16 protein-coding genes are annotated in these 14,709 nt (G+C 31.4%); 15 read left to right on the top strand and 1 reads right to left on the bottom strand.

The features are described 5' to 3' along the window. Positions 1 to 92 precede the first annotated feature (92 nt). From BUA82_RS06765 to BUA82_RS06705, 13 genes are all read left to right on the top strand, one after another. Positions 93 to 773: a glycosyltransferase family 2 protein gene (locus BUA82_RS06765; protein WP_073005922.1), complete on the top strand. Its 681-nt coding sequence runs from the start codon at positions 93 to 95 to the stop codon at positions 771 to 773. Positions 774 to 790: 17 nt separating this feature from the next. Next, positions 791 to 1,216: a DUF2304 domain-containing protein gene (locus BUA82_RS06760; RefSeq protein WP_073005920.1), complete on the top strand. Its 426-nt coding sequence runs from the start codon at positions 791 to 793 to the stop codon at positions 1,214 to 1,216. 31 nt (positions 1,217 to 1,247) lie between these two features. After that, a complete protein-coding gene (locus tag BUA82_RS06755) occupies positions 1,248 to 1,481 on the top strand; it encodes an EamA family transporter (protein WP_242948932.1) in 234 nt (77 codons plus the stop codon). A gap of 10 nt (positions 1,482 to 1,491) precedes the next feature. Continuing rightward, positions 1,492 to 2,751: an ArnT family glycosyltransferase gene (locus tag BUA82_RS06750; RefSeq protein WP_073005916.1), complete on the top strand. Its 1,260-nt coding sequence runs from the start codon at positions 1,492 to 1,494 to the stop codon at positions 2,749 to 2,751. Then, complete coding sequence (locus BUA82_RS06745) at positions 2,723 to 3,418, top strand: response regulator transcription factor (RefSeq protein WP_073005914.1); 696 nt, start codon at positions 2,723 to 2,725, stop codon at positions 3,416 to 3,418. The genes BUA82_RS06750 and BUA82_RS06745 overlap by 29 nt, the downstream gene beginning before the upstream one ends. Then, positions 3,408 to 4,712, top strand: a complete 1,305-nt coding sequence (locus BUA82_RS06740) for a sensor histidine kinase (RefSeq protein ID WP_073005912.1) — start codon at positions 3,408 to 3,410, stop codon at positions 4,710 to 4,712. The genes BUA82_RS06745 and BUA82_RS06740 overlap by 11 nt, the downstream gene beginning before the upstream one ends. 195 nt (positions 4,713 to 4,907) lie before the next feature. After that, on the top strand, positions 4,908 to 5,402 hold the full coding sequence (locus BUA82_RS06735) for a DUF2975 domain-containing protein (RefSeq protein WP_073005910.1): 495 nt from the start codon (positions 4,908 to 4,910) through the stop codon (positions 5,400 to 5,402). Between the two features lie 17 nt (positions 5,403 to 5,419). Further along, complete coding sequence (locus tag BUA82_RS06730; protein WP_073005908.1) at positions 5,420 to 5,626, top strand: helix-turn-helix domain-containing protein; 207 nt, start codon at positions 5,420 to 5,422, stop codon at positions 5,624 to 5,626. A gap of 179 nt (positions 5,627 to 5,805) precedes the next feature. Next, positions 5,806 to 6,576, top strand: coding sequence for a DUF2087 domain-containing protein (locus BUA82_RS06725; protein WP_073005906.1), 771 nt, complete (start codon positions 5,806 to 5,808; stop codon positions 6,574 to 6,576). A gap of 31 nt (positions 6,577 to 6,607) precedes the next feature. Further along, positions 6,608 to 7,162, top strand: coding sequence for a GNAT family N-acetyltransferase (locus BUA82_RS06720; RefSeq protein WP_073005904.1), 555 nt, complete (start codon positions 6,608 to 6,610; stop codon positions 7,160 to 7,162). Positions 7,163 to 7,354: 192 nt separating this feature from the next. Beyond that, a complete protein-coding gene (locus BUA82_RS06715; RefSeq protein ID WP_073005901.1) occupies positions 7,355 to 7,690 on the top strand; it encodes a PadR family transcriptional regulator in 336 nt (111 codons plus the stop codon). Between the two features lie 18 nt (positions 7,691 to 7,708). After that, a complete protein-coding gene (locus tag BUA82_RS06710) occupies positions 7,709 to 8,434 on the top strand; it encodes a DUF1700 domain-containing protein (protein WP_073005899.1) in 726 nt (241 codons plus the stop codon). A gap of 241 nt (positions 8,435 to 8,675) precedes the next feature. Then, positions 8,676 to 10,151 (top strand): protein adenylyltransferase SelO, encoded by a 1,476-nt coding sequence (locus tag BUA82_RS06705; RefSeq protein ID WP_073005896.1) that lies wholly within the window; start codon positions 8,676 to 8,678, stop codon positions 10,149 to 10,151. Between the two features lie 148 nt (positions 10,152 to 10,299). Here the strand turns inward: BUA82_RS06705 and hflX are convergent, their stop codons facing one another. Then, on the bottom strand, positions 10,300 to 12,114 hold the full coding sequence (hflX, locus tag BUA82_RS06700) for a GTPase HflX (RefSeq protein WP_073005894.1): 1,815 nt from the start codon (positions 12,112 to 12,114) through the stop codon (positions 10,300 to 10,302). 741 nt (positions 12,115 to 12,855) lie between these two features. Between hflX and BUA82_RS06695 the strand changes: the two genes are divergently transcribed. Both BUA82_RS06695 and BUA82_RS06690 read left to right on the top strand, forming a co-directional pair. Further along, positions 12,856 to 13,395: a sigma-70 family RNA polymerase sigma factor gene (locus BUA82_RS06695; RefSeq protein WP_073005892.1), complete on the top strand. Its 540-nt coding sequence runs from the start codon at positions 12,856 to 12,858 to the stop codon at positions 13,393 to 13,395. Between the two features lie 12 nt (positions 13,396 to 13,407). Beyond that, a complete protein-coding gene (locus tag BUA82_RS06690; RefSeq protein ID WP_073005889.1) occupies positions 13,408 to 14,472 on the top strand; it encodes a DUF4179 domain-containing protein in 1,065 nt (354 codons plus the stop codon). The last annotated feature ends 237 nt before the right edge of the window (positions 14,473 to 14,709 follow it).

The following is a 14,709-nucleotide window of genomic DNA, read 5'->3' as shown; positions in this document are numbered from 1 at the left end:
TCTTTCGAAATTCTTAATAATTTCTAAGAAAGTTCTTTAAAAAGATGTTTTAGAATAAAGCTGATGAAAAACTTAGAAGGGAGTTGGGGCATATGAAGGCTATGGTTGCAATACCTGCCTATAATGAAGAAAAAAATATATTCAGTGTTGTGGAAGCGGTAAAATTCCATCATCCTGAGGTGGATGTGGTGGTAATCAACGATGGTTCAAGGGATAACACTGGACGTGAAGCTCAACGAGCAGGGGCCTTTGTTATAAATCTTCCACAGAATCTTGGTATTGGGGGAGCGGTTCAGACGGGATATATATATGCAAAGAAAAAAGGATATGATGCGGTGATACAGATTGACGGAGATGGACAGCACAATCCTAAGGATCTTTCCAAGATGCTGGAAGCCATTGAGAAGGATAAGGTGGACATGGTTATAGGTTCAAGATTTGTTGAGAAAACCGATTATAAGTCAAGCAGTATGAGAAAGCTTGGAATCAACTTCTTCTCAAGATTTGTTTCTTTTATGTGCAAAGAGGATTTTTCTGATACTACTTCTGGTTATAGAGCGGTTAATAAAAAAGTTATTGAGCTTTTTGCCAGGTATTATCCTAGGGACTATCCTGAGGTAGAAACCATAGTGTATGCCTCCAAAAGAGGAGTAAGGATTAAGGAAATCTCTGTAGATATGAATGAAAGACAGGGAGGAAAATCCTCTATAACTCCAATAAGATCAATTTATTATATGATCAAGGTCACTTGTGCAATTTTACTTCAACCATAATGAAAGGAGATGTTTTTATGAATCCATATAAATATTGTCTGGCGCTTTCAATTTTATTTTTAGCGGGTACTTTGTACTTCATAAAGAAAAGAGTGCTTGACTTTAAGTACAGCATATTTTGGATTTCAATAAGCCTTTTAATGATTATCCTTTCACTTAATAAGGATTTTACTGAAGGTATGGCAGAGGCTGTAAGCATAGCTTATGCACCGGCTTTTTTATTTGTAACGGGCATCGTATTTATTTTCTTTTTATTATTTTATTTAAGCCTTGTTATATCCAAAATGCAAAATAAAATTACACTTTTAATTCAGGAAATAGGAATATTAAAAAGCTGCGTGGATGAAGGAGAGTATAAAGATGATATACATTTTGCTAGCAATAAACATAATACTTCTTGTTACAGGGCAAACCCTGTGGAAAATAGGATTAAGGGGAATTGATCTGAAATTCAATATGCAGAGTATTATAAAAATGTTTTTTAATCCCTATATTTTTAGTGGATTAATTATATACGGGGTAGCTACAGTTATATGGCTGTATATTTTATCAAAAGCGGAACTGTCAATGGTATACCCGCTACAGAGCCTTTGCTATGTGGCTGCAGCAGTGACAGCGGTTTTGGTATTTAAGGAAAATATTCCACTGACTAGATGGGGTGGCATTGGACTTATAGTTCTTGGAGCGTATTTTATAGCTATGAAATAGGAGTGATTGGATGTTTAGTATTAAAAAAGAGGAAAAATGGGTTAAAATCAGCCTTGCTATTATTTTAGGATTGTTTTTTATAATAAATCTATATTCGGTTTTGAAATATGGAGAATTAAATTATCTTGGAAGCTTTGAAAAATTTGATAATGATGATGTAAAATACATTAGAAGTGCCTGGGAACTTATTGATAATGGACACTTTATATACCACAGAGTTAATGAGCCTACAGTTTTCATAATGCCTGGGTTAACTTATACCATCGCTTTTTTTATGAAGATATTTGGAAAGTTTGGGGGAATTACTGCCTTTAGAGTGTTCCAAGCTTTTCTACAGATGGGATCCATGTATTTTTTATTCCTTATTGGAAGAAAAATATTTAACAGCAAAGCAGCACTTATTGGATGTATATTAAACTTACTATATGTGGTGGAATACTTCACAGCAACTCTTGTATTAACGGAAACTATTTTTAAATTTCTTTTGTTACTTCTGGTGTACATTTCTATATGCGCCGTTGAAGAAAAAAATATGATGCTATATACTATAGGAGGGGTTGTTTGGGGGCTGGCATGCCTTGTTAGACCCACCATTGCAGCCTACCCAATTGTTATTCTTGTAATGTGGATAATTAAAAAATATTCCTTTAAAGAAATAATGAAATATACAATAGCTACCACCCTGGTATTTTCACTAATAATGGCACCTTGGTGGATTAGAAACTATAAGGAATTTCATAGGTTCATACCTCTTACTTTGTCTTCAGGGAACCCGTTTCTTCAGGGAACCTATGTAAATTACCAGGATGATGGGAAATATATTCCTTATGAAGCAGGAGAAACAGCTATAGAATCAAACCAAAACGAAATAAATGCAGGTTTATACAGACTTAAAACCTATGGAAGAGAAGAACCCTTAAGGTATATTTACTGGTATACCATAGGAAAGTCTGCGTATCTTTGGGGGCATCCATTCTATTGGATAAGTGTCTTAGGAATATCTTATAACACTGTAACAAAGTATCATCATATAGTTCTACTACTGGGTATAGTTTCAACTGTTATTTTATTTAGAAGAAAAGAAAAGATGTTTCTATATTTGTTTTTAACAACATTGTTTTTTAATCTTATATATTTGCCTTATTTTACTTTTGCAAGATACTCTTATCCTGTAATGCCCATGATTTGCACTATAGGTGGTTATGTAATACATGAAATTCTAGTTAAAAGGAGGTTAAGAAGTGGAGAAGCAACGAATACTAATAGTTGATGATGAAGAGGATATTAGGGATTTACTTGAAATATATCTAGTTAATGAGGGATATAGTGTTATCAAAACTGCTGATGGCTTTGAGGCTCTGGAGGCGCTTGAAAAGGAAGAAATCCATTTAATAGTACTTGATATAATGATGCCTAAAATGGATGGAATTCAGGCTTGCATGAAAATAAGGAAAGAAAAAAGTGTTCCTATAATAATGTTATCTGCAAAGAGTGAGGATATTGATAAAATACTCGGTTTAAATACCGGTGCAGACGATTATGTAACAAAGCCCTTTAATCCACTGGAGGTGGTGGCTAGGGTTAAGTCCCAGCTTAGAAGGTGCTCCATGATGAGTGTGCCTAAGGAAATAAAATCCGAAGAAATTGAAATAAGTGGACTAGTAATAAATACAGCAACTCACCAGGTTAAGGTAGATGAAAGGGAAATAAGGCTTACTCCCACTGAATTTTCAATTCTTGAGGTTTTGGCAAGAAATAGGGGAAGAGTTTTAAGTACAGAACTAATATATGAGAGTGTTTGGAAGGAGCCTGCCTACGAATCTGAAAATACAGTAGCAGTTCATATAAGAAATATTAGAGAAAAAATCGAGATAAATCCTAAAGAGCCAAGATACATAAAGGTTGTATGGGGGGTAGGCTATAAAATTGAGCAGTAATAATGAATCAGAAAAAGTAATTGTATTGAAGGGTAAAACATTAAAGACCATATCAATAGTATTAAGGCTTATTATGAGTCTTGCTATAACTTTCGTAGTGAACGGATTATTGATATATTATGATATTATATATTATACCCGATTTGTATATAAATGGCCGCTTTTTAACAGCTATATATTAAGTGGGGCTGCCATATTTATAGTATGTTTCTTTTTTGGCAGCAGAATTAAAAATATTGGGAGTTTTTTTACAGCCATATATCGATTTAATATAAAATATATTATGAGAAGCATAAATATTGAAGTTTTTGCTGTTAATGTGATAAGCCTTCTTGTAGCAGGAGGTGTGTACTTTACTTCTTTAGAAATCAGCTATAGAAATTACACTGCAGCATGGAGTTGGGCTATACCTACTTATATTTTGGTTTTTCATTTTTTAACTAGGAAAAAGATTAAATACATAAAGGAAATTACCAGCGGTGTGCAGGAGATTTCTAAAGGTAATCTTGACTTCCAAGTGGCTGAAAAGGGAAATGATGAATTTAGGATTCTTGCAAAAAATATAAATAGGATGTCAGTGGAGCTTAAAAATAAGATTGAGGATGAAAGAAGGGCTGAAAAAACCAAAAATGAGCTTATTACTAATGTGTCACATGACTTAAAGACTCCTCTTACAACTATTATCGGTTATTTGACACTGGTTAAGGATAAAAAGTATGACAGTGAAAAGCATATGGATGACTATATTGAAAGAGCCTATTCAAAGTCCCTGAGATTAAAAAAGCTCATTGAAGATTTATTCGAGTACACTAAAATTAGCAATGGAGTTATAAAAGTTAATAAGACAAAGGTTAATTTGGTGGAGCTTATGGAACAGCTTCTAGGGGAAATGTCTATTTTAGCAAAGCAAAATAATCTTTCCTTTGAAAAGAATTTTTCTAGCAATGAAATATATGTGGATGTGGATTCAGATCTCATGGCTAGAACCTTTGAAAATATACTTTCTAATTCCATTAAATACAGCTATAAGGAATTAAACAGCAAAATAAAAGTTTCTATAAGTGAAGATAGAGGTCATGTAACCATATCTATAGAAAATCAAGGGGACACTATTCCTACAGAAATATTGCCGCTGTTATTTGAAAGATTTTATAGAGTGGATGAATCAAGGAATTCCAAGATCTCAGGTTCTGGCCTTGGGCTTGCCATTGCAAAAAGCATCGTAGAGCTTCATGATGGTACTATCAGCGCAGAATCTGAGGCCAATAGAGTTAAAATAACTGTTGTATTGTAATTATAATGGGAGAAATAATTGATATGTATATAAAACAGTATAAAAATGAATATAAGTCAGCTTTGTATAAAAATAGATACAGGCATTGGTTTCATTCAAAAGCTGTAGATTAGCTAAGTTAATAGCATTAAAAAATATAACATTTTTAAAGATAATATGATAATATATAAGAAAGCAAATAGAAGGAGAATAATAATGAAATTATATGGTAAAAAATCCGTTGGGGAGATTTTAGGCATATTTTTAAATATAATATTAGTTTTAGGACTTGTTATGACAGTAATGGTTTATTATAATACTTTTTTTGTAAACAAGGAGAGTTTAAAAGGAACAAATATATTTCTCATGAGCTTAGTTATGACCATTGGGATAATATGTACCTTTTTAATAGTATTCCATTTAAAAAGTATTGTAAGTACTCTAATTGATGGAAATCCCTTCGTATGGAAAAATGTAAAGTCTTTGAATAAAATATCTATAGAATGTTTTATAATATCAGGATGCTATTTACTAAATTTTATTGCTAACATTGGTAGCAGGGCATTTAAAATTATATATGTAGACAATAATGGAATACACACAGATACAGAACCTATAATATTTCTCCTAGCTGGTGCATTTATATTAGTTCTATCAATTGTTTTTAAAGAGGCATTAAATTATAAAGAAGAGAATGATTATACAATATAAGAAAGGGAATATGCTTTATGGGAATTATAGTTAATTTAGATGTAATGATGGCAAAAAGAAAGATTTCCCTTCAAGATTTAGCTGAAAAAGTAGGAATAACCAATGCAAATCTGTCTATATTAAAAAATAATAAAGCTAAGGCCATAAGATTTTCTACATTAGAAGCAATTTGCAAAGAACTTAATTGCCAACCGGGAGATATTTTAGAATATAGAGAAGAATAAGTTAATTTTAATTTAGTTATAAAAATAGCAGTTATACCATTGGGGTAAGACTGCTATTTTTTTACGTGCAAATATTAAAATAATAGACTAAATTTATAAAAGTTTGCTTATATATAGACAATATATAAAAATAAGCATATAATTAACGTGTAAGTATATGAGAAGGGGTGTTGAATAATATGAGTGAAAATAATAAAGAGCTATTTTGGGATGTAACTATTGGAGAAATGAAAAAAGGGTATATTGAGTTAGAGGAAAGTTATAAATGCATAATTTGTGAAGAGGAATTTATAAAGGGAAGAATATATGAAATAGACTCTATGCTTTATGATTCCAGGAAAGCCACGGAACTTCATATATCAGAAAAGCATGGATCGACCCTAGAATATCTATTAAACATGAACCCATCCTTTTTGGGGGTGTCACTGATTCAAAGAGAACTTTTAGTATTAATAGCATCAGGATTAACGGATAAAGAAATTGCCCTAAAGCTAGGGGTAGCACAGTCTACTATAAGAAATCATCGTTATAAACTACGTGAAAAAGAAAAGCAAGCAAGATTATTTTTATCAATGATGGAGTTAATAGCATCCAACACAAAGAAAAAGGTAAATGCATTAGATAAGGATACTTTAGCTGATGCTCATAAAACTGCAACTACCCTAGACGATCGATATAATATTACTGATAAGGAAAGAGAAAGCACAATCAAAAATTATATGGATGAAAGTGGAGCAATAAAGACATTTCCTGCTAGAGAAAAGAAAAAAATAATAGTTTTATCTGAGGTAACTAAGAATTTTTCTAAAGGTAAAAAGTACTCGGAAAAGGAGATAAACAGAATTCTTCAAAGAATATATGAGGACTATGCCACTATCAGAAGAGCATTAGTAGAGTATGGTTTTATTGAGCGTACCAATGATGGCAGTAGTTATTGGGTAAAAGAGTAATTTAATAATATGGATAATAGGGAATACTTTTATGAAAAAAAGCAAACCTTTAATAGGTTCTATATTAGAAACAGAAAGACTAGTTTTGAGAGAGGCTAAACTTAGTGAATATAAAGAAATTCAAAAAATATATGAAACTGGCAGTTACTTAAAAGATATAATTGGAGATAAATTTGATAAAAATCATATATATAAATGCCTTACTCAAGGAGATTTGCCTCCAATAGAAAATGCCAACAGAGAAAATTACACACTAAAGTGTATATGTAAAAAAGCAGATGGTAAATTAATTGGTATATTTGATATATACCATGGATATCCAGGTGAAAGAGATATATGGATCAGCTACTTTTATATTCATCCTAAATATCAAAATAAAGGATTAGCTCATGAAGTTATAGAGTGCCTTTGCTTAGAAGGGAAAAATAGTCAATATGATAAAGTTGCGCTAGGAGTTAGTTTAAAGAACTGGAATGCCATAAACTTTTGGGTAAAAAATAAATTTAATAATATAATAGGTGTTTTTGGTGATAAGGAATTTTCATCAAAAAATGTGGCTCTAATGGCATTAGAGCGGATTTTATGAGAAAAAAGGATTTACTTTTATAAAGTAAGTCCTTTTTGTTTTAGAAAATAAAAATAATTAAAGTATTCAAATTAGGGTTTCCATATATTTATAATTTTATGGTAGAAATTTTTGTTTCTGTATTTACAAGCATAACACTTAGTAATATAATATACTTAGTAATACTAAGTATATAACTGGGAGGTGAGTTAATTGCCAGAACTTGATAATCAGCTAAAGAAAGGTACATTATCTATAATAATTTTAAAATTAATTTCAGAAAGAGATATGTACGGATATGAAATAATACAACTATTAGATGAAATGAGTGAAGGATATTATAAAATGAAAGAAGGTACATTGTATCCGGTACTTTATAGGTTAGAGGATAATGGGTTCATTGAAAGTTACAGTGTAGTATCAAAAGAAGAAAGAAAAGTTCCAAGAAAGTATTATAAAATTACTAAAAAAGGAATTGAAGCTTATAGAGAACAAATAGATTTGTGGAAATATTTTTATGGAATAACCAATAAGGTTTTGGGAATTTAATGGAGAGGAGTGTTATAAATGAACAAAGACTTCCAGATTTATATTGAAGAAATTTTAGATAGTATAGGTGTAAATGGAAAAAAGAGAAAATTAATAAGGGAAGATTTATATGTATCCCTTATGGAAAAACAGGAGATTACCGGTGAAAGTGATCCGTATATCCTTCTTGGTGATCCGGAGGAAATTGCTGAAGAGTTTAGAGAAAACTTAGAGATTAGCCATAATCCAAGATATTTTCTGGGAAATAGACACGGTTATAGACGAGGACATGAATATGTCTCTAAGGTAAAAGTTTTTGGAATTCCTCTAGTTCATGTAAATACAAAGCCTTTGGGAATAGCTAAAGGAATATTTGCATGTGGAAGTATAGCTGTTGGGTTATTTAGCTTCGGGATAATTTCTATAGGAGCCATAGGTTTTGGAGCTATATCTTTAGCTATTGCCATGGCAATTGGAGGGGTAGCTTTTTCAGGATTATTATCATTAGGAGGAGTTGCTGTATCTTATGCCATAAGTTTAGGTGGGGCAGCTATTGCAAAGTATATAGCAATAGGTGGATATGCAAGAGCGGATATAGCGATAGGAGAGGTAGCTAAAGGTATAGTAGCTGTTTTTAACCAGAATGGAACTGGACAATATATATTTAAAAATCCAGTAGACCCAGATGAGGTTATATCTGCTATAAAGCAGGTTCATCCTAGTATAGGAAAGTCTCTACTAGAGTTTATTAGATTTTTTTTATAAATGAATGGCAGCCATATAAGTTATAACTTATGTTATTTAAAACTGATGGAAGAGTGTAATAATAAATAGACTATTATAATATAAAAATCAGCCTAATGTTTATATATGGGTTGATTTTTATTTTATCTAAATATAGATGGTATAATAAGCACTTATAAGCAGAAACTAAAAATGGCATGTTATAATAGAAGTATATATTTAAAAGCTATATACGAAAACTAATAGAAGAAAAGGAGATGCCATGGTAGAGAAAAAAGCAATAATAGGAACCTGTTTTAATCTAGATAATAGTTATGCTAATCTTTCAGATATATTTTTTACTAGACAGAATCCAAGTCATGTGCCATCACCGAAATTGGTTGCACTTAATTATTCCTTAATAAAGTCATTAGGGTTAGATGCAAAATTTCTACAAAGCAATGAGGGAGTAAAGATACTTAGTGGAAATGATATTCTAGAAGGTTCTGTGCCGCTTGCACAAGCATATGCAGGCCATCAATTTGGACATTTTACTATGTTAGGAGATGGCAGAGCTGTACTAATAGGAGAACATATAACTCCACAAGGTGAGAGATTTGATATCCAGCTTAAGGGGTCAGGTATAACTCCATATTCAAGAGGTGGAGATGGTAAAGCTGCATTAGGGCCAATGCTAAGAGAGTATATTATAAGTGAAGCTATGAATGCTCTTGGAATTCCTACAACTCGTAGTTTGGCAGTTATTACAACTGGTGAATCGATAATACGTGAAAGCTACCTGCCTGGAGCAATACTAACTCGTGTGGCTTCAAGTCATATACGTGTAGGAACCTTCCAATTTGCTTCAAGGTTTGGAAATGTTTATGAGCTTAAGGAGTTAGCTGATTACACTATAAATAGACATTTTTCCAATGTAGCTGATAAAGAAAATAAATATCTTTCCTTACTGCAAGAAGTAATAAAAAGACAGGCTGAACTTATAGCAAAATGGCAATTAGTTGGTTTTATACATGGAGTTATGAATACAGATAACATGGCAATTAGTGGAGAAACCATTGATTATGGTCCTTGTGCTTTCATGGATGTTTATGACCCTGCAACGGTATTTAGTTCTATTGATATTCAAGGTAGATATGCCTATGGCAACCAACCTAAAATTGCTGCATGGAATCTTGCTAGGTTTGCTGAAACCCTATTGCCATTGCTGCATACTAATGAAGATGAAGCCTTGAAACTAGCACAAAAGGAAGTTTCAAGCTTTGCTGAGTTATACAAGAGTAGTTGGCTTTCCGGCATGAGGGCAAAACTTGGAATATTTAACGAAGAGGCACAAGATAAATTATTAATTGAAGATCTTCTAAGTATGATGCATAAGCATAGTGCAGATTACACAAATACATTCAGTGCATTAACATTTGATAAAAGAGAAGATAATGCACTGTTTAGCTCTATAGAATTTAATAGATGGTATGAACTATGGCAGGAAAGATTAACAAGGCAGCCTGAATCAAAAGAATCATCAATACAACTTATGAAAAGTTCTAATCCTGCCATAATTCCACGTAATCACCGTGTAGAGGAAGCATTAGAAGCTGCAGTTAAGAAAGGTGACTATAGTGTTATGGATGAGTTTTTAGATGCTCTTTCAAGACCCTATGCCTATTCTAAGAAGCAAGAGTATTATTCTACATTGCCTGAGCCGTCAAATCGTTCATATAGAACATTCTGTGGTACATGATAAGAATTTCTAGAATAGATAAGAGGACAAAATATATTAAGCTGGAAATAATAAAGAAGTAGAATTGGATGAAATATCATATTCTTGAAACTTTATAATATATTTATAAATATTTAAAGGACTCCTTAATTTTAAGGAGCCCTTTTATTTAAGATAAAACTGGTACTTCAAAGTCCATAAACTTTTTATAAATTTCTTCATATACCATGGCTTTGATACGAATTCCTTCTTCAATATAATCTTCATTAATAACATTAGAGTTTTCGTGAAGTACTGAAATTAGTTTTTGCTCATGGTAAGGGATAATAAAATCTTTTTCTATTAATTTAACTGGAATTTCTCTGCCTATAATATTCATTAATTCTTGTAGATTTGCTCCTACTTTGGCGCTTACTTCTATTATTTTCTCGCCTTGTAAGAAGTTTCTTACTTCTTTTAAATTTTTATCAGAAGCTTTATCTATTTTGTTTAAAACGATTATAGTATTTTTATCTTTGACATTAAGCTCTTTAAGAACCATATTTACTGACTGTATTTGCTTTATTGCTTCTTCATTGGCTGAGTCTACTACATGCAAAAGTAGATCCGCATCCACCACTTCTTCTAAGGTGGATTTAAAGGCTTCCACTAGTTCATGGGGAAGTTTGCTAATAAAACCAACGGTATCTGATAAAGCAATTTTTCTATTGTCTCTCAAGGTTATTGCTCTAACAGTGGTGTCTAAGGTGGCAAAGAGCATATCAGCTTCTAAAACTCCTTTTTTACTTACATTATTAGAGAAAGAAATGTCACAAAGCTTGTTTCTTAAAGTTGATTTACCTGCATTGGTATAGCCTACGATAGCTACATTGCTGATGTTATTTTTAACTCTTTTAACTTTTTGCACAGCTCTTTGATCTATGACTCTAGACAGCTCAGCCTTTATTTCTTCTATTCTTCGTTCTATATGTCTTCTATCAGTTTCAAGCTTTTTCTCTCCAGGTCCCCTTGAGCCTACTCCCCCTTTTACTCCAACGCCGCCTTTGATTCTTGCAAGGTTTGCATTGGAGTCTCTTAATCTAGGAAGCTTATGATTAAGCATAGCAAGCTCTACCTGTAGTATACCTTCCTTGCTCTTAGCACGTCTTGCAAAGATATCCAGTATCAAGGTGGTTCTATCTATTACTTTACATTTAATAGCTTCTTCTAGATTTCTAATTTGAGAACCAGACAGCTCATCATCAAATATTACTACATTGGCATTTTTCATCTGCCTTAGCTGTGCTATCTCTTGAATTTTACCCTGTCCAGCATAGTAAGCAGAATTCATCTTATTCTTCTTTTGAAGTACCTTGTAGACAGGGATTACATTGCAAGCTTCAGCCAGCCCCTGAAGTTCTTCAAGGCTTTCTTCGCTATCAGTGCCCACCAAAATAGCTCTTTCTTCCTGGTCTTCATATTCTGTGATATCAGCAATTATTCTATCAATATAAGTTACTTTATCCCTGAAACTAAGCTCTAGGGAAGCTTCTAAGCTTAAGTTTTTAAGCTCCTTAAAGGTTAAGCTATTATTATACACATCGCAGAAACCTATATTTACTTTAACATCTTCAACATTTTCTCTAACTCCAATGGCAGCAATAGCATCTAGTTTTAGATTTATTAAAGCTGAAGTATCCATGGAAGATAGTGTGCTGTTACCAGCTGGATGAGTATGAATTACCCTAAAACCGCTTAATTTGTTGTGGTGCACATCCATAGAAGGGATTTCAGCACTATTTATTTTGCCCACTGAAATATCAATGATTTTACCACGTCTGTTAATAACAACGCATAGCTCCTTTTTTATTAATCTACTAATATTATTCATCTCTTCTACTAACTCATAAGAAAAGATGCTGTCATTATCTATAGTTAATTTATATAGTTCCTCTAACCTTTCAAGTATTACTTTTTTTATTCCGTTAATATTTCCTGTTATCATATAATTTCCTCCCTTGAAAATATATCTATAATATAATTTGTTCTAATTTCTAGCTATAAAAATCTTAACCTCATTTTTTTGTCCTCCTATTTAAAAATTTAACCTTATTGCTCACGGCAATATTTTTATTTTAGTCTCATTTTTAACTCCTCCTAAGGTGTTTTTTGCCTGCAGTTTTGAAGCTCTATCAAGTCTCCTTAACCTGAGCAAAATATATAAAAGCCGCAGGAACAATGCTACGTAAAAGGTATAGCACTGTACTGCGGTTAAAATATTCATGAAAATTAAAAACCGCAGATTCTCTCTGCGGTTATTTCACATGTGTTCCTATAGATCTAAAAGCTGAAAAAGTACTCCAGCCTATCTTCTACTTGATAGAATCAATACTATAATTGATCCTTAGAAATATAAAAAACCGCAGGTATAAAGTCTGCGGTCAAATATTTTACAAATTAAATAATATTGTATATTGAATCTTAATATACAAAGTTCACTGACAGCAGACTGCTTATTTTATTGTTAGAGTTTTCTATAATTCTATCTTTGTAAATTAACATTTTACAGTCTCCTTTCAGAATCTTTAATATATTATATAATTTTATTATAAACCAAAATTTCTCAATTGTATATACTTTTGTAATAAGTAAATTTAAATAACAAATATATTGATTATAATGATAGAAAAGCAGAGTTTAAAGCTAATTAATAAGTGTAAGAGCTCTTAGGGGAAAGGAGAAAAGCATGAGAATTAATGAAAAAAACTTTATAAAGTATTTAAAAAAGAAAAATGAGAAAGCACTGGATTATGTTATAAATACTTACGGAGGACTAATAAAAGCTATAGTTAATAAACATCTGTATAACTTAGGCAGCTACCATGAAGAATGCATTAATGATATTTTTCTTGCCATTTGGTATGGAATAGATAAATATGATGAAGAAAAAGGTGACTTTAAAAATTGGATGGCTGCCATTACTAAATATAAATGTATAGCCTATAAGCGAAAGTATGCAGAATCAATTTATGATGAAGATTTAGATACTATAGAAATAAAGACTGATAATATTTCTATAGAAATAGCAAAGCAAGAATTACAAGAAGAAATAGATAGCCTATTAGATAATTTAAAAACCAAAGATAAAAAACTTTTTATAGAATACTATATTGAAGAAAAGAGTGTTAAAGAAATTGCTAGTAGTATGAATGTTAAAGATGAGGTTATATATAATAGGCTTTCTAGAGGAAAGAAAAAAATTAGGACATTATTTGTAAATAAATAGAGAGGTGTTATTATGAAGGATGCATTAGAATTTTTAAATGATGTAAAAGTAGATTTAAGCGAGTATATAGATGAAGGTTTAAATGATATAGAAAAGCAGCAAATAAAGAATAATGTAAAGAAAAGTCTAGGCAAAGGTAAATATAATAAAGGTAAAAAGATTGCTATAGCGCTCTTTGCAGTAATAGCATTGGTTGGCATAATGAATAAAAGTGTAATATCTAGCACAGCTGGAACAATTGCTACAAAAATAGAAAAGTTGTTTAGTAAAAACCCAGTGAAAAACTTTGCAAATTATGAGGATGTCAATGCTGAACAATATACTACAGTGGTAGAACAGAAAGTAACTGATAATGGACTAACTATTACCTTAAATGAACTAATTTTTGATTACAAGGAAATTTTAATTACTTATAGCATAACCGGTGAAAATAATCCTAAGCAAAATCTTGATGCAAACCCTAAGGTGTTTATTAATGGACAAGAGATTAAGAGGAGAGGCACTTCTGGCTCTTATAGTGATAAGGATAAGAGTTTAAAAATATTCACTTTAGAACCAAGGAGCGACATAACTGAAGTAGGAGAGTTAGATGTTAAAGTTGTTTTTGGTGGAAAAGATGACTTTAAACAAGATAAGATTATTGAAGAGGGAAAATGGGAGTTTAAATTTAAGGCAAGTAATAAAGCAGTAGTAGAAGCCACAAAGGAACATAATCTAAATAAAGAGATTAAGTTATCTAGTGGAACCATTATAAATATAGGTAGAGTAATTACAACTCCAATATCAACAACTATAGAATATACAGCTAAGGATATTGCTAAAGGAGATTTTAATAAAGATTCTTTGCCAAATTTTATTATAAAAGACTCAAATGGCAATAATCTTAAGTCAATGGGGTTAAGCTGGAGACATAATGCTGAGTATAATAAAGCTTTAGGAATGGTAAGATTTAGGAATGCCAATGAAAATGCAACAAGTCTAAATATAACTCCAGGTATATTTGGTGATAATTATAATGAAAACTCTTTATATAATAAGGAGCTAAAAGAGCATTCATTTACAATAAAAACAAAATAATTTAGGGGCTGTGATATTAGCTTTCTTATTGCTAATGTCACAGCCCCATTAGTTTATTTACTTATACACTATCCTATTATATAATTATATTTAATGGAATATATTGTTTAATTAAGAAAATATTTAAAAATTATTCATAATTTTAATAGAGATAGTGTATATGCTTAAAAGGTGATTTTAGGAATTAAGTAAAGAATACTTATTTGAAATGCTTATAATTTATAAAGAAGAAATCAC

Source organism: Clostridium amylolyticum, from assembly GCF_900142075.1.
GTDB classification, from domain to species: domain Bacteria; phylum Bacillota; class Clostridia; order Clostridiales; family Clostridiaceae; genus Clostridium_AA; species Clostridium_AA amylolyticum.
This window is presented reverse-complemented; position numbering and strand designations above follow the sequence as displayed.

Bases quoted from the DNA above. Each gene is read 5' to 3' on its own strand.
- BUA82_RS06765 (WP_073005922.1), top strand. From the start codon at position 93: ATGAAGGCTATGGTTGCAATACCTGCCTATAATGAAGAAAAAAATATA.
- BUA82_RS06760 (WP_073005920.1), top strand. From the start codon at position 791: ATGAATCCATATAAATATTGTCTGGCGCTTTCAATTTTATTTTTAGCG.
- BUA82_RS06755 (WP_242948932.1), top strand. From the start codon at position 1,248: ATGTTTTTTAATCCCTATATTTTTAGTGGATTAATTATATACGGGGTA.
- BUA82_RS06750 (WP_073005916.1), top strand. From the start codon at position 1,492: ATGTTTAGTATTAAAAAAGAGGAAAAATGGGTTAAAATCAGCCTTGCT.
- BUA82_RS06735 (WP_073005910.1), top strand. From the start codon at position 4,908: ATGAAATTATATGGTAAAAAATCCGTTGGGGAGATTTTAGGCATATTT.
- BUA82_RS06730 (WP_073005908.1), top strand. From the start codon at position 5,420: ATGGGAATTATAGTTAATTTAGATGTAATGATGGCAAAAAGAAAGATT.
- BUA82_RS06725 (WP_073005906.1), top strand. From the start codon at position 5,806: ATGAGTGAAAATAATAAAGAGCTATTTTGGGATGTAACTATTGGAGAA.
- BUA82_RS06720 (WP_073005904.1), top strand. From the start codon at position 6,608: ATGAAAAAAAGCAAACCTTTAATAGGTTCTATATTAGAAACAGAAAGA.
- BUA82_RS06710 (WP_073005899.1), top strand. From the start codon at position 7,709: ATGAACAAAGACTTCCAGATTTATATTGAAGAAATTTTAGATAGTATA.
- BUA82_RS06705 (WP_073005896.1), top strand. From the start codon at position 8,676: ATGGTAGAGAAAAAAGCAATAATAGGAACCTGTTTTAATCTAGATAAT.
- hflX (WP_073005894.1), bottom strand. From the start codon at position 12,114: ATGATAACAGGAAATATTAACGGAATAAAAAAAGTAATACTTGAAAGG.
- BUA82_RS06695 (WP_073005892.1), top strand. From the start codon at position 12,856: ATGAGAATTAATGAAAAAAACTTTATAAAGTATTTAAAAAAGAAAAAT.
- BUA82_RS06690 (WP_073005889.1), top strand. From the start codon at position 13,408: ATGAAGGATGCATTAGAATTTTTAAATGATGTAAAAGTAGATTTAAGC.